Consider the following 24,961-nt stretch of genomic DNA (forward strand, 5'->3'; position numbering starts at 1 on the left):
GGGCTCAGACCGGGACGCGGACCTGCTGCAGGATCCCGCCCAGGACCGCCTCGGTGCGCACGCCCTCGAGCTCCGCCTCCGGCTCCAGCTGAATGCGGTGGCGCAGCACCGGCAGGACCATCGCCTGCACGTGGTCGGGGGTGATCGAGCCGTAACCGTTCAGCCAGGCCCAGGCGCGAGACGCGGCCAGCAGCGCTGTCGAGCCGCGGGGGCTGGTGCCGAGCTTGACGCTCGGGCTTTCGCGGGTGGCTCGGGCGAGGTCGACGATGTAGCCGAGGACGTCGGGGCCGGCGCCGACTCGGCGGGCCGAGGCCTGCGCGGCGCGGAGCCGGGCGGCGTCGAGTACGGGGCGCACGCCTGCTGCACCGAGGTCGCGCGGATCGAATCCGGCGGCGTGGCGCGAGAGGACCTCCACCTCGACGTCGCGCGGCGGGATGTCCAGCACGAGTTTCAGGAGGAACCGGTCGAGCTGGGCCTCCGGGAGCACGTAGGTGCCCTCGTACTCCACCGGGTTCTGCGTCGCGGCGACGAGGAAGGGATCCGGCAGCGCGAGCGTGCGCCCGTCGACGCTGACCTGGCGCTCCTCCATCGCCTCCAGGAGCGCGGCCTGGGTCTTCGGCGGGGTGCGGTTGATCTCGTCCGCCAGCAGGAGATTGGTGAAGACCGGGCCCTCGCGGAAGGCGAAGTCGGACGTCGATGCGTCGTAGACCAGCGAGCCCGTGATGTCGCCGGGCATCAGGTCAGGGGTGAACTGCACGCGCCGGGTGTCGAGCCCGAGCGAGACGGACAGCGCGCGCACCAGGAGCGTCTTCGCGACTCCGGGGACGCCCTCCAGCAGCACGTGGCCGCCCGCGAGCAGAGCGATCAGCAGCCCGGACACAGCGCCGTCCTGGCCGACGACCGCGCGGCCGACCTCGGAGCGGACACGGTCGAGTTCGGCGCGCAGATCGTCGTCGGAGACCGGCGCTCCGTGCCGGGCAGAGGGGGTGGTGTCGCTCATCGGGAGGGGCCTTCCGGTCGTCGGGCGGGAGTCGGGGAGAGGGCGGCGCGCAGCGCGCTCTCGAAGCGCAGGAGTTCGTCGGAGGCGGCGACGAGCGCGGTGTCGTCGCCGGGCACGTCGTCGATCAGGAGCCGGCGCAGCGCGGCCGGATCCCGGCCGAGGCGCTCGGCCGCGACCGCCACGATCTCGTCGACTCCGGTCGCTGGAGCCAGGCCCAGGAGCGCGGCCGTGCGCCGGAGGGTGGCGATGCGCAGGGCGTCGAGAGCGCGCGGGCGCAGCGCACCGCGAGCGTACAGCCGGGCCCGGCCCCGGGCGGTCTCGCTCGCGTGCACGATGACCGGCAGCGGCTCGACCGCGAGCGGGCCGAAACGGCGCCCGCGCCAGAGTGCGGAGGCGACGACGACGGCGACCAGGAGCAGGAGGGCCGGAGTCACCCAGCCCGGCGCGAGGTCGGCGGTCGAGGGGACGGCGCTCGCCGAATCCGCTGGCTGTGCGCGGTACCAGACCAGCCGGTCCTCGCGGCCGAGCAGGCCGAGCGCGAACGCGGCCCGGCCTTCCTGAGCGATGGTGCCATTGCGGAGCAGATCGGCGTCGCCGATCGCCGTGACCTGCGCACCCTGGGGGAACGTGCTGCTCACCACGAGAAATCCGTCGTCGCCCGAGGGAAAACAGCCCACGGCACCCCCCTCGAGGATCCGAAAGGCGTTCCCTCCGGAGGGGAGCGTGCCGGCGCGCTCGGCCGCGGGCAGCGTGCACTCGGCGCGGAGCGGGCCGTCGTCGGCGGGTGAGCCGGCGAAGCGGACGTCCGGCAGCAGCGCGTCGAGCGCGGCTCCGCCGGGGGCGACCAGTACCAGTGCAGCGGAGGCTCGGGCGAGCCGGCGGTACTGGGACTTGTCGAGGGCGACGTCCGGGTCGTCGACGAGCAGGGTCGCGCCGGGGGAAAGGGCGGCGAGGGCGGAGTCAAGGTCGTCGGCTCGCACGACGTCCACGCCCTGATCCCGCAGCACCTGCGCGAGCGCGCGGGCGCCGTCCGGAGTCGCGCTGTCGACGTCGAGGTCCGGGGCGGCCACGCGGGCGCCGGTGGCGACGGTGATCAGCAGAGTGCCGACCGCGACGATCACCAGCAGCAGCGCCCACACCCGCCCCCGCCGCAGCAGCGCACCGAGAGTCGGGGTCGATACCGCGGCAACGCTCACCGGGTCGCCCCGAGGGCGTCCAGGATCGGCGAGGCGGCGGCGAGCTCGCGGTCCAGAGCCGCGACTCGCTCGTACTCGGCGGATCCGCACGGCTGCCCGAGGTAGCGGACGCGGTCGAAGTCGTCGGCCGCGCGGCGCAGCGCGGCGGTGGAGGAGGGGAACGCGGCCGAGGCCCGTGAGGACAGTCCGAGCGCAGTGGTGCCGGGCGAGACCCGCAGGACCGTCCGCTCGTCGAGCGAACGCACCAGAGCGCGGAAACGCTCGACCAGCGCCTCATCCCAGTCCCCGCGAGCGGCGGCGGCCTCGGCGAGCGATCGGAGCGCCGCGGCCGAGCGGGTGTCGTCGTCGGCGAGCACCGCTCCGGTGACAGCGCTGCGGCGTGCGACGCGCGGGCGCCCGGCGATCAGCAGTGCCGCGACCACGAGCGCCACCAGCACCAGCACACCGATCACCGCGGCGACCGGCACCGGCGGCCCGTCGCCCGGCAGGGTGAGCGAGGTGAACCAGTCGCGGATCGCCTGCACCACCCGATCGAAGAGAGTCGGCTCGGCCGCGCGGTAGCGCGGGTCGGCGAGCTCCTCGAGGAGGAGGCGGCGGGCCTCGTTCGCGTCGGGGTCGAGGGGAACCGCGGCCAGGGTCACGGGCGTTCCGGCACGGGGAAGGGATCGGGCGACGGGCGCCCTGCGGCGCGTTCCTCGACGTGGCGCAGCAGCACCAGGTCGAAGCCCTCCCGGCGCATCCGCCGGTCGAGGTAGACCAGGCCCGTCAGCGCCGACTGCAGCACCGTGCCGACAGCGCCGATCACCAGGCCCAGGGCGACGGAGGCGATGGAGACCACCAGCGAGGAGACGACCTGCGCCTCCGGGTCGGTCGGAGCGATCAGGGCACCGGCGATCGGGATGAGCAGGCTGAACGGGAGGGCCACGATCTGGCCCGCCGTCTGGATGATCGCCGTCATCAGCGCGAGCGAGCCGAATGTCCGCCAGAATCCCCCCGTCACCAGGCGCCAGGAGCGGGCGACCGCTCGGCGCAGCGGTCGCCGCTCCAGGACGATCAGAGTCGGCACCAGGGCCAGCTTCGTCGAGAGCCAGACGCTGAGGGCGAGGGCCGTCAGGCCGGATCCGATGAGGACCAGGATCCCGCCGATGATCGCGCTCGAGGAGTCGTTCTGCGCCCCGATGAGGAAGAGCGGCACGGCCAGCGCCACGGCGAGGAGCACCAGGAGCAGGTAGCCGACACCCTGCAGGACGGTCCAGCCGATCAGCGCCCAGAAGCGGCCGCGGAGCCGGGCGAGCAGCTGCCGGAGAGTCGAGCGCTCGCCGAGGACCCCGCGCGAGACCTCCAGCACGACCACGCCCTGAACCAGGGCGCCGGTGGTGAGGGAGACGGCGAGGGGGATCAGCGCCGCGAGGATCACGACCGCCAGGGAGCCCGCGCCGACCGCGTCGCGGTCCGCCGCCTGTGCCTGCGCGATACGCCCGACGGCGAGCACGGCGATCAGGCCGTACACCGCCAGGGCGAGCACGGAGCCCAGGCCCTGCACCAGCAGGGCGACCCCGAGAGTGGTGCGGGGACTGCGGCGGAGGACCTGGAACGGGGCCCCGAGCAGGGTGCCGAAGCCGAGTGGGCGCAGCGGCACGAGGCCGGGCCTGGGCGGGGGAGTCCAGCCCGCAGCGGAGCGACCGGGGCCGCTCGTCTCCGAACCGGCTGCGGGAGACCAGGGGCCGGCGGCGGGGGTCGGCGACCACGGCCCGGCGACCGGCGGCGCGGGCGACCAGGACGCGGGGGCGGGCGCTGCCGGCGGTGCGGCGGGTGCTGTCGGCGGGTGCCGGGAACCGTCCTGCGCCGGGGCGGCCGCGTCATCCGGGCGCCCTGCGGGCGGAGGCCAAGGAGGTGCGTCGGTCATCCCTCCCATGCTGTCACAGGCGTGCGGCCGGGGACCTCCCCTCGCGGGCCTTTCCCGCTCCCGCCCGGAGCGAGGTGCGTCGGTTAGCCTGGAGCGGTCACCGTGTGCGCCGTCGGCGGGCGCGACCCGAGACGAGGAAGAGCAGACCGATGAGCGCGCGCATTCTGGTGGTCGACGACGACGCCGCCCTGGCCGAGATGATCGGCATCGTGCTCGGCGCGGACGGCTACGATGTCTCCTTCTGCGCCGACGGCTCCGGCGCGCTCGAGGCCTTCCGTCACAGCCGTCCCGACCTGGTGCTGCTCGACCTGATGCTCCCCGGCATCGACGGCATCGAGGTGTGCCGCGCGATCCGTGCCGAGTCCGGCGTCCCGGTCATCATGCTCACCGCCAAGTCCGACACCGCCGACGTGGTGCAGGGGCTCGAGTCCGGCGCCGACGACTACATGGTCAAGCCGTTCGACCCCAAAGAGCTCGTCGCGCGGATCAAGACGCGCCTGCGCCCGTCCACCGCCGCCGCCAACGCGGTGCTGCAGGTCGGCGACCTGAGCCTGGACGTCGCCGGGCACGAGGTGCGCCGCGGCGAGACTCGCATCGGCCTCACGCCGCTCGAGTTCGACCTGCTCCTCGCTCTCGCCTCGAAACCGCAGCAGGTCTTCACCCGCGAGATGCTGCTCGAGCAGGTCTGGGGCTACCACTACAAGGCCGACACTCGGCTGGTGAACGTGCACGTGCAGCGTCTGCGGGCGAAGGTCGAGAAGGACCCGGACGATCCGCGCATCGTGATGACCGTGCGCGGAGTCGGCTACCGCGCCGGTGCCGTGCTGCCGAGCTGACCGTGCCTCGCTTCGCCGCTCCCCGCCTGCGCCGCTGGCCCCGTCGCGTGCTCGGGGTGTGGCGCACCTCGCTGCAGTTCCGGGCCGTCGCCATCACCGTGCTGCTCAGCGGCATCGCGATCGGCTCCACCGGCGTCTACCTCTCGTACAGCATCAGCGACAACCTGTTCCAGTCCCGGCTGACCCAGGTCACGGGCGACACCTCGCGTGCGACCCGCGCGGCACAGGCCTACCTCGACGCTGCCACCGTCTCCACCCGGCAGGACATGGAGGAGGTGATGAGTTCGGTGCGTACCGCCGTCCGCGATGCGTCCTCCTCCGCGCTGATCGCCGTCGTGCGCTCGCCCGACCAGGAGGCGTCCTCGCTCGCACCGCAGGACATCTACAACCGCGAGCTGCAGAACGGCGTGATCAGCGACGAGCTGCGGGAACGGGTGCAGGCCGGCTCGGACGGTCAGTACTGGCAGTCGGTGACGCTCAGCGCCTCCGGTCAGCAGCGGCCGGGGATCCTGGTCGGCTCGACCCTCCAGCTGCCCAGCTCTGCCGGCCGCTACGAGCTGTACATCGGCTACTCCCTCGCGGACGCGGAGCGCACCCTGCAGTTCGTGCAGCAGGTGCTCAACGTGGCCGGGATCCTGCTCATCCTCCTGATCGGCGCGGTCAGTTGGGTGGTGGTGCGGATCGTCGTCGCACCGGTGCGCGTCGCGGCCGAGACGAGCCAGCGTCTCGCCGGCGGCGACTTCGACGTGCGGATCCCGGAGCGCGGCCAAGATGTGATCGCGACCCTCGCCCGCTCCTTCAACGGCATGGCCGACAGCCTCCAGGACCGGATCAGCGAGCTGGCGACGCTGAGCCAGGTGCAGCAGCGCTTCGTCTCGGACGTCTCGCACGAGTTGCGCACCCCGCTGACGACGATGAAGCTCGCGGGCGACGTCCTGTACGACCAGCGCGAGGGCTTCGCGCCGGTCGCCGAGCGCACCGTCGAGTTGCTGCACAGCCAGATCGGCCGCTTCGAGAGCCTGCTGGCCGACCTGCTCGAGATCTCCCGGCACGACGCGGGCTCGGCCGAGCTGGAGCTCGAGCCGGTCAACCTGGTGAAGCTCGCGGGCGAGGAGATCGACGCGATGCGCGGGATCGCCGAGGCCAACGGCTCCCAGCTCACCCTCTCCGCTCCCGGCGGCTACTTCGATGCCGACCTCGACCCGCGCCGCATCCGCCGGATCGTTCGCAACCTGCTCGGCAACGCGATCGAGCACGGCGACGGCCGCGAGATCGTCGTCACTGTGGACAGCAACGCCAGCGCCGTCGCCCTGGCCGTCCGCGACTACGGCCACGGCATGAGCAGCGAGGAGGTGGTGCGCGTCTTCGACCGCTTCTGGCGTGCCGATCCGTCCCGCCGCCGCACCCTCGGCGGCACCGGGCTCGGCCTCTCGATCGCCCAGGAGGACACCGCTCTGCACCACGGCTGGCTCCAGGTCTGGTCGATGCCCGACCGCGGTGCCTGCTTCCGCCTCACCGTGCCCCGCCACCGCGGCGAGCGGATCGAGGCCTCCCCGCTCCCGCTGCCCCCGCTGGACGCGGGCGAACAGGCCTACAGCGGCCTGATCGTCCTCCCGCCGGTTCAGGAGCCGCCGGTCCCCGCGGCAGGTGTGCTCCCGTGAAGCGCGGTGCTCTTCGCGCGGCCGCGGTCGCCGCCTTGCTCGCACTCGGGTTGACCGGCTGTACGGGGATTCCGCGCGACGGCGACGTCGGGGTGGGACGGCCAGACGTGGCCCCGCAGGACCTGCAGTACGACTTCCTCCCGTCGGGACCCGCCGTCGGAGCGTCGCAGCGCGACATCCTCACCGGCTTCATCGACGCCGCGTCGAGCCCGCAGAACAACTACAAGATCGCGCGCGAGTTCCTCTCCACCGGAGCCGACTGGACCCCGGGCGAGCACGTGACGGTCGACGAGGGCCAACGCTCCGCCTCGCCGCAGTCGGCATCCACCCTCTCGCTGACCATCACCCCGGTCGCCGAGGTCGACGCGACCGGCGTGTACACCGACGTCGCCACCACCGCTGCCCTCAGCCTGGACTACGGCTTCGTGCAGGAGAACGGGCAGTGGCGTATCAGCGCGCCGCCGAGCGGTGTCGTCATCGACCGCACCACCTTCGAGCAGGTCTTCTCGACGCACGCCCTCTACTTCTTCGACCCGAGCTACCGCTACCTGGTGCCGGATCTGCGCTGGTTCGCTTCGCGCGCCGACAGCTCGACCAGTACCACGATCGTCACGGAGCTCCTGCGCGGGCCGACGCCCTGGTTGCGCGACTCCGCCGCCGTCGTCTCCGCGTTCCCGACGGGGACGACTCTCGCGGCCGAGACGGTGCCGGTCGAGTCGCAGCGCGCGGTGGTCGATCTGAACTCGGCCGCGCTCGAGGCCGATCAGGCGCAGTGGAGGCTGATGGCGCTCCAGCTCAAGCGGAGTCTCGCGAAGGTCTCCAATGTCACCGCAGTCGCGCTCTCGGTCGAGCAGAATCCGATCGAGGTGCCCGCTGAGGTCACCGGACTGCCGACCTCGCCCCGCGTCGACACCCGGCCGCTCGTCCTCACGGACGACGCGTTCGGCTTCCTCGGCTCCTCCGGACTCGTCGGCATCGGGGTCTCCGACCGGATCGAGGCCTTGCGGCCGCAGGCGGCGGTCCTGGGCGGGCAGCGCGGGGCCGACTCCGACGCGGCGGCCGCGGTGCTCACCTCCGCGGGCGTGAGCCTGATCGACTCGGGCGGGGGCGACGTCCTGCTCGATGCCCGCTCGGCTCTCCTCGCGCCGACACTCGATCCGCTCGGCTACGTCTGGTCGGTGCCGTCCGCTTCTCCGGGCCAGCTGGTGGCCTACTCCGCCGACGGCTCCCGATCGCTGCAGGTCGCGACCGCCTGGAGCGAGGTCGAGTCGCTCGCCTCGATCGCCGTGTCACGCGACGGCACCCGGATGCTCGCGCTGGCGCAGGACGGCCAGCAGGCGACGGTTCTCGTGGCCGGGATCACTCGCTCCCGCGACGGCGATCCTGTCGCGGTCGGCGAGCCGGTGGTCCTGCGCTCCACGCTCGGGACCGCGGTCGCCGCCGCCTGGACGGACGAGCTGGACGTCGTCTCGGTCGTCCGCGCTTCGACGGGGGAGGACGCCGTGACGATGAACCTGATCGGCGGAGGAGCGACCGCGCTCGGCACGACGACCGGCACCGTGCAGATCGCCGCAGGCAACACCGCGACTCAGATCCGCATCCTGGCGGAGGGCGGCGAGCTGCGGCAGCAGCGCGGCTCGGCCTGGCAGACGATCGCGACCGAGATCCGCCTGCTCGCCGGGCAGACCGGCATCGGGTCCTGATCGGTCCGATGCCGGGTGGTCCGGGAATCGGCTGCTCCGGGTGCCGGGTGCTCCTCCACAGGCGCCGACGGGCCCCCAATCGTCCCGATCAGGTCGTTTCGCCCCCGGGGCCGGCGAGGGAGCGGCGACTGTAGAGGCATGCTCTCCGCTCACCTCCTCGACGCCCTCGCCGTTCTCCTTCCGCTCGACTGCCCCGCCTGCGGAGCCGCCACCAGCCGAGCGCCCTGCTCGGGCTGCCGCGCCGAGGCCGCCCGCGCCGGGGGCGTGCGGACGCGCGTGCTCGGGCCGCCGGAGGATCCGCTCCTGGTCGCCGTCGGCGCTGCCTACGCCGGGACGGTGCGCCGTCTCCTCGTGGCGTTCAAGGAGGAGGGGCGCACCGCGGCCCTCGCCCCGCTCGCCGCCCTCCTGCGCCCGGCGCTCGGAGCGGCGCTCGCCGGAAGTGCCGCCGCGCTTGTCGTGCCGCCAGGCTCGTGGGCAGCGCGAGTGCGGCGCGGGGCCGACCCCGTCGCGCTGCTGGTCGCCGCAGCGGGCGGGCGCGCCATGCATCCGCTGCGGCGGTCCCGGGTGCTCCGGGACCAGGTCGGTCTCGGCCGCGCCGACCGGCACGGCAACCTCGACGGCGCCTTCCTCGCCCGTCGGCCGCTCTCCTGCTGGCCGCCGGTGGTGCTCGTGGACGACGTGGTCACCTCCGGAGCGACTCTGCTCGAGCTGCGGCGCGCCGTGCGCGCGGCGGGCGGCTCGGTCCGATCGGCGGCCGCGCTCGCAGGCACAGAGAGACGGGCGGGTGACGTACCAGCAGAATCCCGTGGAACTCCCGGTGACGATCGGGTGACCGGGGTCTACGGTGGGGGCACGGCGTGAACGGTCCGCCCCGGAGCAAGGCGGCACGCCGTACTCGACTGGGAGGTTGTCATGGACATCGACATCACAGGACGCAACATCGACATCACCGATCGCTTCCGCGCGTACGCGACGGAGAAGTCGGACAAGGTGGCGCACCTCGCCGATCGTGCTCTCGCACTCGAGATCAAAGCGAGCAGGCACGCCGAGGGCAAGGGCTCGGCCGGCGGCGACCGAGTGGAGCTCACGCTGATCGGCAAGGGGCCCGTGGTGCGGGCCGAGGCGAGCGGAGCCGACAAGTACGCGGCGTTCGACGTCGCCATCGGGCGGCTCCTGGAACGCGTGCGACGAGCCAAGGACCGCAAGAAGGTCCATCGGGGCCAGCATCGGCCGACCTCGCTCCGCGACGCGGCCGCCGACGACTTCAGCGTCGTCGCCATCCAGCCCGCCGACGCCGCGGTGCTGGAGCAGCTGAGCACGGGTGTCGTCCCGGTTCAGGAGGCGCCGGAGCCCGCAGAAGACGAGGCCGAGGAGCCGTACTGCCCCGTCGTGATTCGCAAGAAGGTCTTCGCCTCCGTCTCGATGAGCGTCGATGATGCGGTCGACTACATGGAGCTGGTCGGCCACGACTTCTACCTCTTCATCGACTCCGACACGAACCGCCCGAGCGTGGTCTACCGCCGCAAGGGCTGGGATTACGGCGTGATCGGCCTCGGCGACGAGGCCGACGAGCTGGCCGAGCAGGCCGCCGGCTGAGAGTCGACCCTCGGGCCCCGGAGCACCGGCTCCGGGGCCCTCCCCGCGCCCAGGCGAGAAGTCCGCCCGTGCCCTGCCAGGGAGTCCGCCCAGGGCGGACACGTCGTCCGGACCGCTCGCCGTCCGCCCCGGCTAGGCTGGTCGCGGTCCGCGCTCCGGCGCGCGACTTCGATCTTCTACTTATTTGGAGTACCCCGTGGCCTCTGTCCTCGAAAAGGTCCTTCGCGTCGGGGAGGGGCGGGTCATCCGCCGCCTCGAGAACTACGCGAAGGCCGTCAACGCCCTCGAAGAGGACTTCACGCACCTCAGCGACGAGGAGCTGAAGAACGAGACCGTCGAGCTGCGCGAGCGCTACTCGAACGGCGAATCCCTCGACGACCTGCTGCCGGAGGCGTTCGCCGCCGTCCGCGAGGCGTCGCGCCGGACGCTGGGCCTGCGCCACTTCGACGTGCAGCTGATGGGCGGTGCCGCCCTGCACCTGGGCAACATCGCCGAGATGAAGACCGGAGAGGGCAAGACCCTCGTCGCGACTCTCCCCGCGTACCTGAACGCGGTCGCCAGCCGCGGCGTGCACATCGTCACGGTCAACGACTTCCTCGCGTCCTACCAGTCGGAGCTGATGGGCCGAGTGTTCCGCGCCCTCGGCATGACAACCGGCGTGATCCTCTCCGGTCAGACCCCGGAGCAGCGCCGCGAGCAGTACGCAGCCGACATCACCTACGGCACGAACAACGAGTTCGGCTTCGACTACCTGCGCGACAACATGGCCTGGCAAGCGCAGGACATGGTCCAGCGCGGCCACTTCTACGCCATCGTTGACGAGGTCGACTCGATCCTCATCGACGAGGCCCGGACGCCGCTGATCATCTCCGGACCCGCATCGGGCGAGGCGAACCGCTGGTTCGCGGAGTTCGCCAACCTCGCCAAGCGCCTCGACGAGGGCGAGGACTTCGAGGTCGACGAGAAGAAGCGGACCGTCGGCGTCCTCGAGCCCGGCATCGAGAAGGTCGAGGACTACCTCGGCATCGACAACCTCTACGAGTCCGCGAACACCCCGCTGATCTCCTTCCTCAACAACGCGATCAAAGCGCGTGCTCTGTTCAAGAAAGACAAGGACTACGTCGTGCTGAACGGCGAGGTCCTGATCGTCGATGAGCACACCGGCCGCATCCTGGCCGGTCGCCGCTACAACGAGGGCATCCACCAGGCCATTGAGGCGAAGGAGGGCGTGCAGGTCAAGGCCGAGAACCAGACTCTCGCGACCGTCACGCTGCAGAACTACTTCCGCCTCTACTCCAAGCTCTCCGGTATGACCGGAACGGCCGAGACCGAGGCCGCCGAATTCATGTCGACCTACAAGCTCGGCGTCGTCCCGATCCCGACCAACCGCAAGATGCAGCGCATCGATAACGCCGACCTCGTCTACAAGAACGAGCAGGTCAAGTTCGCGCAGGTCGTGGAAGACATCGCGGAGCGCCACGCGGCCGGGCAGCCGGTGCTCGTGGGCACGACCAGCGTCGAGAAGAGCGAGTACCTCTCCCGCCTGCTCGCCAAGAAGGGCGTCCGGCACGAGGTGCTCAACGCCAAGAACCACGCGCGGGAGGCGGCCATCGTCGCTCAGGCCGGTCGCCTGGGCGCGGTCACCGTGGCGACGAATATGGCTGGTCGAGGCACCGACATCATGCTCGGCGGCAATGCGGAGTTTCTCGCCGTCGCCGAGATGACGGCGAAGGGTCTGAACCCCTCCGAGACGCCGGAGGACTACGAGGCCGCCTGGGACGACGTCTTCGCCACGGTCAAGGCGACGGTGGCCGAGGAGGCCGAGAAGGTGCAGGCCGCCGGCGGTCTGTATGTCCTCGGCACCGAGCGCCACGAGTCGCGACGAATCGACAACCAGCTTCGCGGACGCTCCGGCAGGCAGGGTGACCCGGGGGAGAGCCGCTTCTACCTCTCGCTCACCGACGATCTGATGCGCCTGTTCAACTCCGGCGCTGCGGAGACGCTGATGGGGCGTGGCAACGTTCCGGACGATATCGCGATCGAGTCGAAGGTCGTCTCGCGCGCCATCCGCAGCGCGCAGTCGCAGGTGGAGGCGCGCAACGCCGAGATCCGCAAGAACGTCCTCAAGTACGACGACGTCCTCAACCGCCAGCGCGAAGCGATCTATTCGGACCGCAGGCACATCCTCGAGGGCGACGATCTCCACGAGCGCACCCAGACGTTCCTGGTCGATGTGATCGACGAGATCCTCGAGGTGCACACCGGAGACGGCAACGGCGATGACTGGGACTTCGACGCCCTCTGGACCGAGCTGAAGACGCTCTACCCGGTCAGCCTGACCATCGACGAGGTGGTGCAGGAGGCGGGCAGCCGCGGCCGCATCAACAAAGAGTTCATGCGCCGCGAGATTCTTTCGGACGCGAAGCTCGCCTACCAGGGCCGCGAGGAGCAGCTGGGTTCTCCGGCCATGCGCGAACTCGAGCGCCGCGTCGTTCTCTCGGTGATCGACCGCCGCTGGCGCGACCACCTCTACGAGATGGACTACCTCAAGGACGGCATCGGCCTTCGCGCGATGGCGCAGCGCGATCCGCTGGTCGAGTACCAGCGCGAGGGGTTCGCCCTGTTCCAGCAGATGATGGGACAGATCCGCGAGGAGACCGTCGGCTTCCTCTTCAACCTCGAGGTCGAGGTGACGCAGCAGCAGGGCGAAGTCGCCGCAGTCGCGGCCAAGGGTCTCGCACAGCCGGTTGCCCCGGCCGAAAAGCTCAGCTACTCGGCTCCGAGCGACTCCGGCGGTGTCGAAGTCCGCAACCAGCGCGGCCAGGTGCAGCAGGCGGCGACCGCCAAGGCCCGGGCCGAGGAGGCGCGCGCGGCGCTCCCCGAGGGCCAGGCGGACGAGGCTCCCACGGTGACCGGTGCGTTCGGCCAGAAGACGGGCGGCTCGGAGGCGACGCCCGCCAACCGCGAGGAGCGCAGAGCGCAGTCCAAGCGCCGCTGAGTTCTCCCGGACGACGTCCGACGGCCCCGGTTCCGCAGCAGCGGGAACCGGGGCCGTCGGCGTTCAGCAGGAGGGAGGCGCTCGGCCGGGCGACCCCGCCGCCGCCTTCCCGTGGCGCGCGTAGGAGACCAGACCCGGCTCGAGGAATGGGAGGCACCGCGACGACCATGAGTCCCACCCCCCTCCGCTGTGTCCTGAGGCGACGGTGCAGGGCTGCGGAGCGGTCTCCGACCACGGCCTCGCCCCGGATCGAGGACGATGCCGGTGTCGACACGATCGGCTCCGCGCTCCTCGGCCGCTAGCAGCTCGCGGGAGGAGGCGATCCGCGGCAGAAGCGTCGAGATCATCCTGCCGGCCGCGCGAGACCGCGACCGCTGACCACCTGGTCAGAGAACGTTGATCGCGGTCGCCCGCCAGCGCGCATCCGTGCCCTCGAGTCGAATCGCGACGGCCCGCGTGCGGGCGCGATTGTGCACCAGGACCACCCCCTCGACGACGCCGTCCCGCGGCTCCGTGATCACCACCCGGCCGACCGTGAACGGGACCCGCTGCCCCGTCTGCTTGCCCAGGGCTCGCGAACGAGCGGAGAGCACGACGCGCTTCTGCAGATGGTGGTAGACCTCGTCGCTCAACCAGCGGGCGATCTGGTCGATCTCGCGTGAGCCCTCGAGGATCTCGACGACCAGGAGGGTGAGGCGCGCGAGCACAGGAGCCGGATCGGGCAGTTGCGCCCGGGTCGCCGGCTGCGGGGCGAAGAACTCTGCGGTGCTCGGCGGCTCGTCCTTCGGCTGGGGCTCGACGGGCAGGGTGCGGTAGTCGAAGGCGTGGAGGGGATGGCTCATGCGGCGATCTCCAGGGGCAGGACGAGCTGTTCACGGGTCCGGGTCACCTCTCGGCTCGATTGGGCGGAGCGCACTGGGTGTAGCGCGCAGGGACGCCCTCATCGAAGCAGTCGAGGGAAGCTCATAGCGTATTACCGGCGAGACTGTGGATAACCCGGCGCATCAGGTGACAGTGCGGTGCTCCCGCGGCGCCGGCGCACCGAGCGCACCCTAGGCTTGACCGGTGTCGACCCTCAGTGACCTCGTCCTCTCCCACGGCCGATCCGACGAAGCGGATGTCGAGTGGCTGCACCTGCTGGTCGGCGACCTGCAGCTGCTCGCCGACCTGGCCTTCGCCGACATCGTGCTCTGGGTCCCTACCGCCGAGGACAGCTTCGTCGCGGTCGCGCACGCCCGTCCCTCCAGCGCAGCGACCCTGTTCTACCGCGACTTCGTCGGCCAGCGGATCAAGTCGGAGTGGCGCGCCCAGGTCGTCGAGGCCTTCGAGACGGCGCGCATCGTCGACACCTCCGCCCCGGACTGGTTCGAGGAGACGCCCACACGGGTGCGCGCCGTCCCCGTCCTGCGCCGGCTCAGCTCCTCCGACAGCGGCACCACCGACCAGCCGATCGCCGTCGTCACGCGCCACACCAACCTCAGCGAGACGCGCACTCCGAGCCGTCAGGAGTTGACATTCAACGACTGCGCGAACGATCTCTTCTCGATGATCGCCTCCGGGGACTTCCCCGACCTCGGGGCGCCGACCGGTCCGCGGCGCGGCGCCCCGCGAGCGTCCGACGGGCTGATCCGCCTGGACGTCGACGGCATCACCACGTTTGCGAGCCCCAACGCCCTCTCAGCGTTCAATCGCATCGGGTTCGCCGACGAGCTCGAGGGGGAGTCGCTCGCCGAGGTCACCACGACGCTGATCGCGGGCAAGGTCGTTATCGACGAGTCCCTGCCGCTGGTCGTCACCGGGCGGGCTCCGTGGCGCACCGACATCGAGGCCCGCGGAGTGACGGTCTCGCTGCGCGCGATCCCCATCCGGGACCGCGGCGAGCGGGTCGGCGCCGTCGTGCTCTGCCGCGATGTCACCGAGCTGCGCCACCAGGAGCGGGAGCTCATCACGAAGGACGCGACGATTCGGGAGATCCATCACCGCGTCAAGAACAATCTGCAGACCGTCGCGTCGCTGCTGCGGATTCAGGCACGGCGCACCCACTCCGATCTGGCCCGGGAGGCGCTCACCCAGGCGATGCGGCGTGTCGCCGCCATTGCGGTCGTGCACGACACTCTCTCGGAGGGACTGAACCAGAACGTCGACTTCGACGCCGTCTTCGACCGGGTGCTGCTGCTGATCGCCGAGGTCGCCTCGACCCACAACACCACGGTGCACCCCAAGCTCACGGGTAGCTTCGGCAACCTGCCCAGCGAGTACGCGACTCCGCTGGCACTCGCCCTGACCGAGCTGGTCACCAACGCCGTCGAGCACGGCCTGGCCGGTCGCGAGGGTGACGTGGAGATCGTGGCCTCGCGCAGCGACGACGAGCTGACCGTGAAGGTTCGCGACACCGGCGTCGGGCTGCCCGAGGGCAAGGTCGGCTCGGGACTGGGCACGCAGATCGTGCGCACGCTGATCCAGGGCGAGCTCGGCGGCACCATCGACTGGCACACGCTGGTCGGGCGCGGCACCGAGGTCACTATCGAGGTGCCGCTGCGCTGGCTGGAGCGCGCTCGCTCCTGAGCCGGAAACGACGAGACCCCCGCTGCCGTGAGGCGACGGGGGTCGTGGTCGTCCAGCCGGGAGCGGCCGGTGCGCGTTTAGGAGGCGCGGCGGGCGCGGGCGGCGCGGCGCTTGAGGGCGCGGCGCTCGTCCTCGCTGAGGCCGCCCCACACACCCGAGTCCTGACCGGTCTCGAGGGCGTATTGGAGGCAGACCTCGGTGACGGTGCAACGACCGCACACCGACTTCGCCTTCTCGATCTGGTCGACGGCCGGGCCGGTGTTACCGACGGGGAAGAAAAGCTCGGGGTCTGCGGTGAGGCAAGCGGCCTTGTCGCGCCAGTCCATGCGGATGCTCCTTGTGTGAAGGCGTGCGTAGAGGAACCACGCAGTGTTCGGGTGGGATGATCGATTCACGCCGACGATCACGACCAGTACTCGATCGTCGCGCCGTCACCGGTGCACGCCGCGAGGCCCCGCGCGAGCGCAGGGTGAATCGGGTGGTGGTCGAGACGACGCTCGGTTCTTGCCGGTGCACTCGGTGCGATGCGAGAGCACTGCGCCGGCCACCCGACTCCAGTGCTGATCATCCGGTTCGCCCCCACGCCTGACGGCGCGGCGGGATCGGATGTTCACATCGGCGGAAACCCACGACCCTGTGAGCGGTGAAACGAACTGGACTAGCCTGTCACGGGTATGAGCCCGAATCAAGAGTCCTGGATGGGATGTGGCTGTGATCGCTGACGCGAACGGGTCCCGCGAGCCCCGCTCGGGCGGCTTGAGACCGCTTGGTCTGCTCGTGCTGATCGCAGTCTTGGCTCTGGAGACGCTCGCCGTCGCCGCGGTCGCGATCTGGTTGATCCTGGAGCTGCTGACGACCAGGCCCGACACGCTGGGAGGTGGGATCGCCATCGTCGTCCTCGCGCTGATCGCGGTCGGCTGGGCCGCAGCGACGACGCTCGGCGCCGTCCGCCGCCGCGGCTGGATGCGCGCCTCCGCCCTGACGATGCAGCTGGTGCTGATGGCCGTCGCACTCGGAGCATTCCAGGGCCAGTACGCGGTCCCCGATATCGGCTGGGCCCTCCTGGCGCCGGCCGTGGTGGCCGTCGTCGCGCTGTTCCTCCCGAGCGTCGTCGCCCTCACCCGCCGCGATTCCGGCGCCTAGGGGAGCGGCTGGCGCGCCGCCGCTCGCGGGTGCAAGGCTTGGAGTGACCCGCCATCGACACGGAAGCGACACGCATGGACTCCATCCGACTCGGCTCCAGCGGCCTGCAGGTCTCCTCGATCGTTGTCGGCTGCATGAGCTTCGGTGCGCCCGATCGCGGCGCGCACGGCTGGAGCATGGGCGAGGAGGAGTCGCGACCGTTCCTCCAGCGGGCACTCGAACGGGGCATCACCACCTTCGACACGGCGGATGTCTACTCCGACGGCACGAGCGAGGAGTTCGTTGGCCGGGCCCTCGCCGACTTCGCCGTCCGCGAGGAGGTCGTGATCGCGACCAAGGTGCACGGGCGGATGCGCCCCGGCCCCAACGGCGGCGGGCTCTCCCGGCGTCACATCCTCAGCGCGATCGACGACAGCCTGCGTCGGCTCGGCACCGAGTACATCGACCTCTACCAGATCCACCGCTGGGACCCGGAGACGCCGATCGAGGAGACGATGCAGACGCTCCACGACGTTGTCCGCTCGGGCAAGGTGCGCTACCTCGGAGCGTCGAGTATGTGGGCCTGGCAGTTCGCCAAGGCGCAGTACACCGCGGATCTCGGCGGCTGGACGCGGTTCGTCTCGATGCAGGATCAGTACAACCTGATCCAGCGCGAGGACGAGCGCGAGCTGCACCCGTTCTGCCTCGATCAGGGGGTGGGCGTGATCCCGTGGTCGCCGCTCGCCCGCGGCCGCCTGACCCGCGACTGGGACGCGACGACGGCGCGTACCGAGAGCGACGTCTTCGGCGGCACCCTCTACCGCCAGCAGGAGGAGGCCGATCGCCGGACTGTCGCGACCGTGGCACGCATCGCCGAGGAGCGCGGCGTCTCCCGAGCGCAAGTGGCGCTCGCCTGGGTGCGGCAGCAGGAGGCGGTCACCGCGCCGATCGTGGGCGCCACCAGGCTCCGGCACCTCGACGACGCTGTTGCGTCCCTCGAGCTGGAGCTGAGCGCGGACGAGCTGGCGGCGTTGGGCGCCGACTACCTGCCGCGCGCCAGCGAGGGCTTCTGATCCGCGGTCGTCCGACGCGCCAGCGCTGACCCGAGCGGAACATCCCCGCTACGCTTCCAGTCGAAGATGATGGAAGCTCGGATCGGGGGACGGTATGACGGTGAGTCCCGGCGTAGCCCTGGGTGCCCGCTACCGGCTGCTCGAGCGGATCGGGTCGGGCGCAGCGGGCGAGGTGTGGCGGGTTGGTGACGCTCAGGGCCCCGACCTCGCGGCGAAGCTGCTCCGCCGAGAGCACGCCCACGATGCGGGGCTGGTCGAGCGGTTCGTGCGGGAGCGGTCGGTGCTCACCCGGCTGCGGCACCCGAACGTCGTGGAGGTCCGCGATCTGGTGGTCGAGGGCGAGACGCTCGCGATCGTGATGGAGCTCGTCGGCGGCGGCTCGTTGCGGGAGCTGCTGCGGCTCGAGGGGCCGCTTCCCGCGGCGCGCGCTCTGCCGGTGGTCGCCTCGATTCTGGACGGGCTCGCGGCGGCTCACGCGATCGGCACGGTCCATCGCGACGTGAAGCCCGACAACGTGCTGCTGGCCGAGGGGTCGGCCGATCTCGGCTCCGCCGTCCGCGTGTCCGACTTCGGCATCGCCCATGTCGTCGCCGAGGGGCCGAGAGCGACGACGGGCATCATCGGGACGCCCGAGTACCTCTCGCCCGAAATGCTCGCGACCGGCGAGGCCGGACCGCCGAGCGACGTCTACTCGACCGGCGTGCTGCTCTACGAGCTGCTCTGCGGCCGCACTCCCTTCGCGGGCCTCGGCACCGATTTCGCGGTCGCGTACCGACACGTCTCGACGCTCCCGCCCCCGCTGGACCTGCCGCCCCGGCTCGCGTCGCTGCTCGACCGGATGCTCGCGAAGGATCCGCTGTCCCGGCCGACGGCTCCGGAGGCGGCCGGGATCCTCCGCGCTCTCGTCCCGGAGCTGGCCGGGCTGCCTGCGCTGCCGCTCGCGTCGGGCGTGCCGGTGTTCGAGGAGGCGGACCGGCCGGGCACGGTCCTGCGCGGGGTCGCGGTGGCGACGCAGCCGGAGCCGATCGACGAGGGGCCGGCGCCCGAGCTCGGTCCGTCGTCGCAGGCGACGATGCTCCGTTCCGTGCCGCGTCGGGAGCTGCGCGCGTCGGAACGGCCGACGGTCGCGGCTCCCGCGCGGCGGCGTGGCGGTCTTCGGATGATCCTCGCGGCCGCCGGAGCCGTCGTCCTGCTCGTCGCCGCGGTGGTCATCGCCGTCCAACCGCGCGGTGACGACGCGCACGCACCTGCTTCGGACGCCGCACTGTCGGCTCGGCAGCAGGACCGGCCGCTGCCCACGGGTCTCGGGGTGACGCGGTCCGCCGCCTGGGACGCGACGAGGCGGTCCGTGGTCGTCGAGATCACCTACTCGGCGCAGAGCGCGCCTCTCTCCGGTCCTCTCCTGGAGGTGCTGCCGGGCCTCGATGCTGCGGACGGCTGCCCCGCCGTCACCTGGTCCGGGGCGACAGCCGTCCGCAATCAGCCGAGCGTCACCGGGGTCGGAACGCGCTGCGGCTGGAGCCTGACGGATGTGGAGGTCCCGGCGCAGGGGAGTGTCGAGGTGACGGCGGTCGTGCCGCTCGCCGTGGCCGAGCAGAGCGCCCTCGACGCGTGGCTCTCCGAGGCCGCGTCCGCCACGACGCAGGCCGTGTCCGATTCCGCGGTGGCCGGAACGGCGTACCCGGTGCAGCGCCTGCGGGATGTGCGGATCCAGACGCCCGCGCGGACGGTGAGCCAGACGCCGCTGCCGGTGACGCTGGTGCCGGTCTGGCCCAGTGGAGCGGACCCCGTGAATCCGCTGCTCGTCACCCCGTCGTCGGGGCCGGCGAGCAGCATGCTCGACGCGATCGCCGGGGGAGTGGGCGGGGTGCGCTTCAGCGACGGCTGCGGGGGCGCGGTCGCCGTGTCCTCCGATGGGCTCACCGTGACCGCCCTGTCGGTGACCCCGTCCTGCGAGCTGCGAGCCCGCGTGGGCGCCTTCTCGGACCTCGCGAGCAGCCCCTTCGCGATCACGACCCGCGATTGAGGCAGCATCTTGCGCCAGAGGGGCTGAACGGACGCCGCCAGCACACGTCACCACTCGCAACCTTCTACGATGACGAGGTATCCTCACAACACTGAGGTGGAGTGGGGAGCGGGCGGGACGGTCCCGTTCGCAGTGGAAGAAGGGTGTGGTCCATGTCACGTGTTCTCTCGACCGAAGAGGCGAAGTCGGCGATCCAGCAGATCCAGTCGATCGTCAACGGCGGTCTGACCGATCAGATCAGCCAGCTCGATGCGCAGGGACGGACGCTGTCCGACCCGAACGTCTGGGACGGCCCGCTGGCGTCGCAGTTCCGGTCCTCCACCTGGCCGGAGACGAAGTCGGCCCTCGAGAAGGCCAAGCAGGAGCTCGAAGAGCTGCGCAGCCAGCTGGCGACGATTTCGCAGAACATCTTCGCCGCCGGCGGCGGGAGCTGACCGGTCGTCCCGCCCCCACGCGCTCCGGTGCGCAGGGGCGGGACGTCTCCTGACCTTCATTCTCTAGAGAGGCGGCGGTACAGATGCATCTGGGTGCGATCGAGGAAGACGTCCCGTTCGACGACGGGGCGGCGGAGGCGCTGATCTCAGCGTTCGATGCGGCTGCGTCGATGCTCGTGGGACAGGCGGGCTCGCGCTCATCGCTCGTGACGACGGCGCTCGCGGAGTTCCGCGGCCGGTTTGCGCAGGTGTTCGAGAGCAACGCGCGGGTGGCGGCATCCGACGTGCAGGAGCTGGCGCAGCGCCTGCGGGAGGTGTCCTCGGGAGCGCGCCAACTACGGCGCGAGGCGCACAAGGAGCAGAAGCGGCGACAGATCGCGCGCGAGTGGCAGCGTGAACAGGACGCGCGCAACCTCCTCGAACGTGCCGGGGACGCGCTGTTCGGCTCGGACGATCCGCCCGTGGGACCGGCGGCGGACGAGCCGCGGATCCCGGTCGAATCGGCGAGCACGGGCGCACGGGAGGTCCCGGCGCTCAGCGGCGGTGGCACCGGCGGCGGAACCTCGGCCGCTCGTCCCGACGACCTACGCACCTTCGCGACGTCGGCATCGGCCCTCGACGACGAGCTGGGTACCGCTACCGCCGTGCTGCGAGGACGCCTCGCAGACTTCGCCGAGCGGTGCCGCTGGGGCGCACTCTCGGCAGACGGTGTGGTGAGTGGTGCCGAGCAGTGGCTGGCCGCGAACCGCCAGGACGCGGCCTGGGCGCGTACCGTCGCCGATGCGTTCGCTGCTGCGGGTGGCGAAGGCGTCGTCTCGAACGTCGCCGACAGCGCACTGGCCGTTGCGCTAGCCTCCGCCGGCATCCCCGCTGATCGACGGGACCTCACGATCACGCCGGCGCAGGCCTTCGGTGCACCGCCGAGCACGGGGTACTCCGATGACCCGGTCAACACGGCCACCGGGAACTTCCTCGAGGTCGAGCGCGATCTCACCTTCGACGGTGGCTGCGCGACGCTTCTGCTGGAGCGCAGCTACAACTCGCTTGACGAGCGCATCGGCGCGTTCGGTCGTGGCTGGTCCTCGATTGTGGAGCAGCGGCTCCGTCTCGGGGACGAGGGCGCCGTCTGGGTCATGCCCGATGGTCGCGAGGTCATCTTCCCCCGCGAGGGCGCAGGGTGGGCTCGGGCGGTCGGCGAGAACTGCTGGCTCGAGGCCCGCGACGGGCTGCTGGTCGTGTCGGACTCCCGTGGGACGACCGTCGAGTTCTCCGCATCCGGGCGATGGCGCGCACACGATTCTGGTCCGGGAACGGGGATCACGGCGGAGTACGTCGACGAACGACTGGTCCGGTTGCGTCACGCGCGCGGCCGCTGCATCGACCTCGAGTGGAGCGGCGATCTGGTCGTCGCCGCACTCGCGTCCGACGGTCGCCGCGCCGAGTACCGCTACGACGAGGACCGGCTCGCGTCGGTCTCGCTAGCGGCGGGGATTCGACGGTACTCCTGGAACGACGCGGGCCTGATCGAGTCGGTGACCGCAGCGAGCGGAGTCGTGGAGGTCGTCAACGAGTACGACTCCCGACGACGGGTGCGCAGCCAGCGCTCGCCGTTCGGCCGAGCGACCCGCTACGCCTACCTCTCCGGGCGCGCGAGCGTCGTTTCCGATCTGGACGGCTCGCGCTCGAACACCTGGGTCGCCGACGCGGCAGGCCGCCTCGTCGGTGTCCTCGACTCCGAGGGCCGTCGGCAGTCGATGAGCTACGACGCTCACGGGAACCTCCTGTCGGTCGTCGAGCGCGACGGCGCCGTCACGGCCCACGCCTACGACGAGCGTGGTCGCCGTGTCCGCACGCGCACTCCTTCCGGAGCGGACGTGCGGCTGAGCTATGACGACCGTGACCGGGTGGTCGCGGTCTCGACGGGCGACAGCGTCACCTCCTACGAGTACGGGAGCGACGAGGCACGCGAGCCTGTCCTGATCGTGGATCCGGAGGGCGGGCGCACGGCACTGACGTGGAGCGACGGGCTGCTGACCCAGGTCGTCGATCCCGTCGGTGTGATGCTGCGGATGACCCACGACGAGTACGGCGACCTGGTCGCGACGACCAACGCCGACGGACGTACCGCGCGTCTCGAACGGGACGAGACCGGCCGAGTGACGGCCGCCGTCTCACCCTCCGGAGCACGGACATCCTTCCGGTACGACCCCGCTGGTCAGCTGATCTCCCGCCGCGACGCCGGCGGATCGACGTGGCAGTACGAGCGGGATACCGTCGGTCGCCTCGTCGCAACCGTGGACCCCCTCGGCGGGCGTACTGAGCTGACGTACGGCGAGCACGGCGAGACGACGCGGACGATCGATCCGCTCGGCCGCTCCATCAGCCGAGAGTTCGACGATCTCGGGAACGTCGCTGCCGCGATCCTCCCGGACGGTGCCGCCTGGCGGTTCGCCTACGACGCGGTGACAAGGCTTGTGGCGACGACCGATCCGGCCGGCGGTGTCTGGCGCCGCGAATACGACGCTACCGGTGCGCTGACCGCGACGATCGACCCGACCGGGGTTCGGCGCTCGTTCGTCATACAGGCGACGTGCATCGCTCTCGGTGACGGACCCACTCACTCGCGCGTCCGATTCGACCCGCTCGGCCGCCCGATCGCCGAGGAGGGACCCGATGATTCGGAGTCGAGGACCAGCTACGACCGCTGCGGACGGCCGGTCGAGCTCGTCGATGCGGAGGGCGGATCAACCGCGCTCCACCGCGACGCGGCTGGCCGGGTCGTCGAACAGGTGTCGCCGACGGGCGCGAGCACGAGCCTCGAGTACGACGCCTGTGGGCGTCTCTCCGGGATCGTGGACCCGGTAGGAGGCCGGACGCGCCTGGAGTACGACGCCGACGGCCGGATGGTTCGTCGAGTCGACCCTGCAGGCGGCGTCACCACGGTGGAGTACGACGCGATCGGGCGGGTCGTCCTTCGCCGGGTTCCCGGCGAGGGGACTTCGCGGTATCGCTACGACGCTGCCGGTCGGCTCATCGGGACACGCGATTCGCGGTACGGTGTGCGCCGGTTCCGCTACGACGCCGCCGGTCAGCTGGTCGAGGCAGTCAACGGTGTCGGGGGAGTGACGCGGTACGACTACGACCAGCGGGGTCGCCTGGTGACGATCGTCGATCCGGCCGGTGGAGTGACTCGGCGCGAGTACGACGCGGCCGATCGCGAGGTCGCGACCGTCGATCCGCTGGGCCGCAGGACGACCGGCGGCTACGACGCCGCTGGTCGATGGGCGTGGCAGGAGACCCCGGACGGGCACCGGTGGGACTGGCGCTTCGACGCCTTCGGCCGCGAGAAGAGTGGTCACATCGACGGAGTGCTGCACTGCGAGATCGACCGTGATCCACACCATCGTCGATTGACGATCACGGACCACACAGCGAGCGAGCCGGTCGTGCACACGCTGGAATGGGACCGCGCCGGCCGACTCCTTCACCGGCGACGGGACGGTGACGGACTCGCCTGGGAGTACAACGCCGACGGTACCCGCTCTGCCACGATCGGGCCCGAGGGTGCTGCGACGCGCTATGAAAGGGATCTCGCGGGCAGGATCACTGCGATCGAGCACCCGCTGGTCGGTCGAGCCGAGTTCTCGTACGACGCCGCCGGGCGGATCGCGTCGTCGTCCGCCGGTGGTGGCCGACAGACGTGGCAGTACCGCGACGGCTTCCTCGTTGAGCACGTCGAGGGTGGGCGCGTCACCGCTCTCGATCGCGACGGCGAAGGACGACTCTCCAGGGTGCGCAGCGGCGACGGGACGGTGGAGTACCGCTACGACCAGGCGTGCCAGCTTGTGGAGGCGAGCGGAGACGTCGTCTCCTCCTGGGCGTACGACGCCTGCGGCCGGCCGATCGCAGAAAGCACGGCGGGGAGGATGAGCAGCCGTTCGTACGACATCGCCGGTCAGCTGCGAACGATGACGGACGCCGACGGGACGGTAACCGAATACCAGTACGACGGGCTCGGCCGACGCACGGGCGCACTCGGCTCGGACGGCTCTGCACGCAGCTTCGCCTGGTCGCGTTCCGGGCGGCTGGAATCCATCGAGGACCGGCGGGCGGATGGCTCCACGTCTGTGGTGTCTCTCCACGTCGATGCGCTCGGTGAACTGGCCCGAGTGGGTTCCACGGAGCTGCGGTGGGACAGCGCCGATGCCGTTCCGTCCCTGCACTCGGTCGGGCCCCTTCCCGTTCTGGCGACTCCCGGCGGTGTCACGGGCATCGGTGAGCGCTGGGTGAGTGCCGGGTGGAGGGCGCAGCGCCCGACGCTGCCGACGAATCCGTGGGACCTCCCAGCCACCGAGGACTCCACACTGCCGTCCGAGCTCTCGCTCGCTGCCGGCGGTGGAGTCGCGGTGGCGGGCCTGGAGTGGTTGGGCCATCGGGTGTACGACCCGGCGACGCGCGGCTTCTTGTCGACTGATCCGCTGGAGCCGGTCGTCGGTTCGGGTTGGTCGGGTAATCCGTATTCATACGCGGGTAACGATCCGTTGCATGCGCTTGATCCGTTGGGTCTGCGGCCGGTGACCGATGCGGAGTTGCGTGCGTATCGGGATGGGAACAATGGTGCGTTCGCCGATGTCGGCCGGTTCGTCGTGGATGCGAATCGGTGGGCGTGGGAGAACAAGGAGTACCTCCTTGCGGGTGTTGCGGTGCTCGCCGGGATTGCGTTGATGTGTACGGGGGTGGGTGGTCCTGTTGGTCTTGCTCTGATGGCGGGTGCTGGGGCTCTTGTGTCGGGTGGTGTGTCGGTGGCGACGCAGAAGGCGGGAACGGGGTCGGTGGATTGGGGGC

Annotated in this window: 18 protein-coding genes; 12 read left to right on the top strand and 6 right to left on the bottom strand. The window is 71.2% G+C overall.

Features of this window, described 5'->3' with window-relative positions:
• Positions 1–4: 4 nt before the first annotated feature.
• The 4 genes from C5D07_RS08045 to C5D07_RS08060 are packed head-to-tail and all read right to left on the bottom strand — an operon-like array spanning position 5 to position 3,835.
• On the bottom strand, positions 5–1,000 hold the full coding sequence (locus C5D07_RS08045) for an AAA family ATPase (RefSeq protein WP_104259077.1): 996 nt from the start codon (positions 998–1,000) through the stop codon (positions 5–7).
• Positions 997–2,196 carry a DUF4350 domain-containing protein gene (locus C5D07_RS08050; protein WP_170063523.1) on the bottom strand — a complete coding sequence of 400 codons (1,200 nt, stop codon included), beginning with the start codon at positions 2,194–2,196 and terminating at the stop codon, positions 997–999. The genes C5D07_RS08045 and C5D07_RS08050 overlap by 4 nt, the downstream gene beginning before the upstream one ends.
• Positions 2,193–2,837, bottom strand: coding sequence for a DUF4129 domain-containing protein (locus C5D07_RS08055; protein WP_104259079.1), 645 nt, complete (start codon positions 2,835–2,837; stop codon positions 2,193–2,195). The genes C5D07_RS08050 and C5D07_RS08055 overlap by 4 nt, the downstream gene beginning before the upstream one ends.
• Positions 2,834–3,835, bottom strand: coding sequence for a hypothetical protein (locus C5D07_RS08060; RefSeq protein ID WP_104259080.1), 1,002 nt, complete (start codon positions 3,833–3,835; stop codon positions 2,834–2,836). The genes C5D07_RS08055 and C5D07_RS08060 overlap by 4 nt, the downstream gene beginning before the upstream one ends.
• A gap of 416 nt (positions 3,836–4,251) precedes the next feature.
• On the opposite strand from C5D07_RS08060, the gene mtrA reads away from it, so the two are divergent.
• The 6 genes from mtrA to secA all read left to right on the top strand — a co-directional run bounded on the left by mtrA (position 4,252) and on the right by secA (position 12,896).
• Positions 4,252–4,938, top strand: a complete 687-nt coding sequence (gene mtrA / locus C5D07_RS08065; RefSeq protein WP_068257444.1) for an MtrAB system response regulator MtrA — start codon at positions 4,252–4,254, stop codon at positions 4,936–4,938.
• Between the two features lie 2 nt (positions 4,939–4,940).
• Positions 4,941–6,599: an MtrAB system histidine kinase MtrB gene (mtrB, locus tag C5D07_RS08070; protein ID WP_237358161.1), complete on the top strand. Its 1,659-nt coding sequence runs from the start codon at positions 4,941–4,943 to the stop codon at positions 6,597–6,599.
• Positions 6,600–6,706: 107 nt separating this feature from the next.
• Positions 6,707–8,302 carry an LpqB family beta-propeller domain-containing protein gene (locus C5D07_RS08075; protein ID WP_170063524.1) on the top strand — a complete coding sequence of 532 codons (1,596 nt, stop codon included), beginning with the start codon at positions 6,707–6,709 and terminating at the stop codon, positions 8,300–8,302.
• A 138-nt stretch (positions 8,303–8,440) separates the two neighbouring features.
• Positions 8,441–9,163 (top strand): ComF family protein, encoded by a 723-nt coding sequence (locus C5D07_RS08080; protein ID WP_104259082.1) that lies wholly within the window; start codon positions 8,441–8,443, stop codon positions 9,161–9,163.
• Between the two features lie 51 nt (positions 9,164–9,214).
• Positions 9,215–9,898, top strand: a complete 684-nt coding sequence (gene hpf / locus C5D07_RS08085; RefSeq protein WP_104259083.1) for a ribosome hibernation-promoting factor, HPF/YfiA family — start codon at positions 9,215–9,217, stop codon at positions 9,896–9,898.
• Between the two features lie 196 nt (positions 9,899–10,094).
• A complete protein-coding gene (secA, locus tag C5D07_RS08090) occupies positions 10,095–12,896 on the top strand; it encodes a preprotein translocase subunit SecA (protein WP_104259084.1) in 2,802 nt (933 codons plus the stop codon).
• 386 nt (positions 12,897–13,282) lie between these two features.
• Here secA and C5D07_RS08095 read toward each other — a convergent pair whose 3' ends face one another.
• Positions 13,283–13,738, bottom strand: a complete 456-nt coding sequence (locus tag C5D07_RS08095) for an Rv3235 family protein (protein ID WP_219817263.1) — start codon at positions 13,736–13,738, stop codon at positions 13,283–13,285.
• 223 nt (positions 13,739–13,961) lie between these two features.
• Here C5D07_RS08095 and C5D07_RS08100 point away from each other — a divergent pair, with 223 nt between their 5' ends.
• A complete protein-coding gene (locus C5D07_RS08100) occupies positions 13,962–15,461 on the top strand; it encodes a sensor histidine kinase (RefSeq protein ID WP_068254365.1) in 1,500 nt (499 codons plus the stop codon).
• A gap of 77 nt (positions 15,462–15,538) precedes the next feature.
• Here the strand turns inward: C5D07_RS08100 and C5D07_RS08105 are convergent, their stop codons facing one another.
• A complete protein-coding gene (locus C5D07_RS08105; RefSeq protein WP_068254363.1) occupies positions 15,539–15,787 on the bottom strand; it encodes a WhiB family transcriptional regulator in 249 nt (82 codons plus the stop codon).
• 451 nt (positions 15,788–16,238) lie between these two features.
• Here C5D07_RS08105 and C5D07_RS08110 point away from each other — a divergent pair, with 451 nt between their 5' ends.
• From C5D07_RS08110 to C5D07_RS08130, 5 genes are all read left to right on the top strand, one after another.
• Positions 16,239–16,604, top strand: a complete 366-nt coding sequence (locus C5D07_RS08110; RefSeq protein WP_237358160.1) for a hypothetical protein — start codon at positions 16,239–16,241, stop codon at positions 16,602–16,604.
• Positions 16,605–16,678: 74 nt separating this feature from the next.
• The gene (locus C5D07_RS08115; protein ID WP_104259085.1) at positions 16,679–17,656 is read left to right on the top strand and encodes an aldo/keto reductase; all 978 of its coding nucleotides are present in this window, start codon (positions 16,679–16,681) and stop codon (positions 17,654–17,656) included.
• A 100-nt stretch (positions 17,657–17,756) separates the two neighbouring features.
• Positions 17,757–19,682 carry a serine/threonine-protein kinase gene (locus tag C5D07_RS08120; protein WP_249028200.1) on the top strand — a complete coding sequence of 642 codons (1,926 nt, stop codon included), beginning with the start codon at positions 17,757–17,759 and terminating at the stop codon, positions 19,680–19,682.
• Positions 19,683–19,834: 152 nt separating this feature from the next.
• Positions 19,835–20,116 carry a pyrophosphorylase gene (locus tag C5D07_RS08125; RefSeq protein WP_068212091.1) on the top strand — a complete coding sequence of 94 codons (282 nt, stop codon included), beginning with the start codon at positions 19,835–19,837 and terminating at the stop codon, positions 20,114–20,116.
• An 83-nt stretch (positions 20,117–20,199) separates the two neighbouring features.
• Positions 20,200–24,961: DUF6531 domain-containing protein (locus tag C5D07_RS08130; protein WP_104259087.1), on the top strand; the 4,762-nt coding region annotated here is incomplete at its 3' end.

It is taken from the genome of Rathayibacter tritici (genome assembly GCF_002932875.1).
Taxonomy (GTDB): domain Bacteria; phylum Actinomycetota; class Actinomycetes; order Actinomycetales; family Microbacteriaceae; genus Rathayibacter; species Rathayibacter tritici.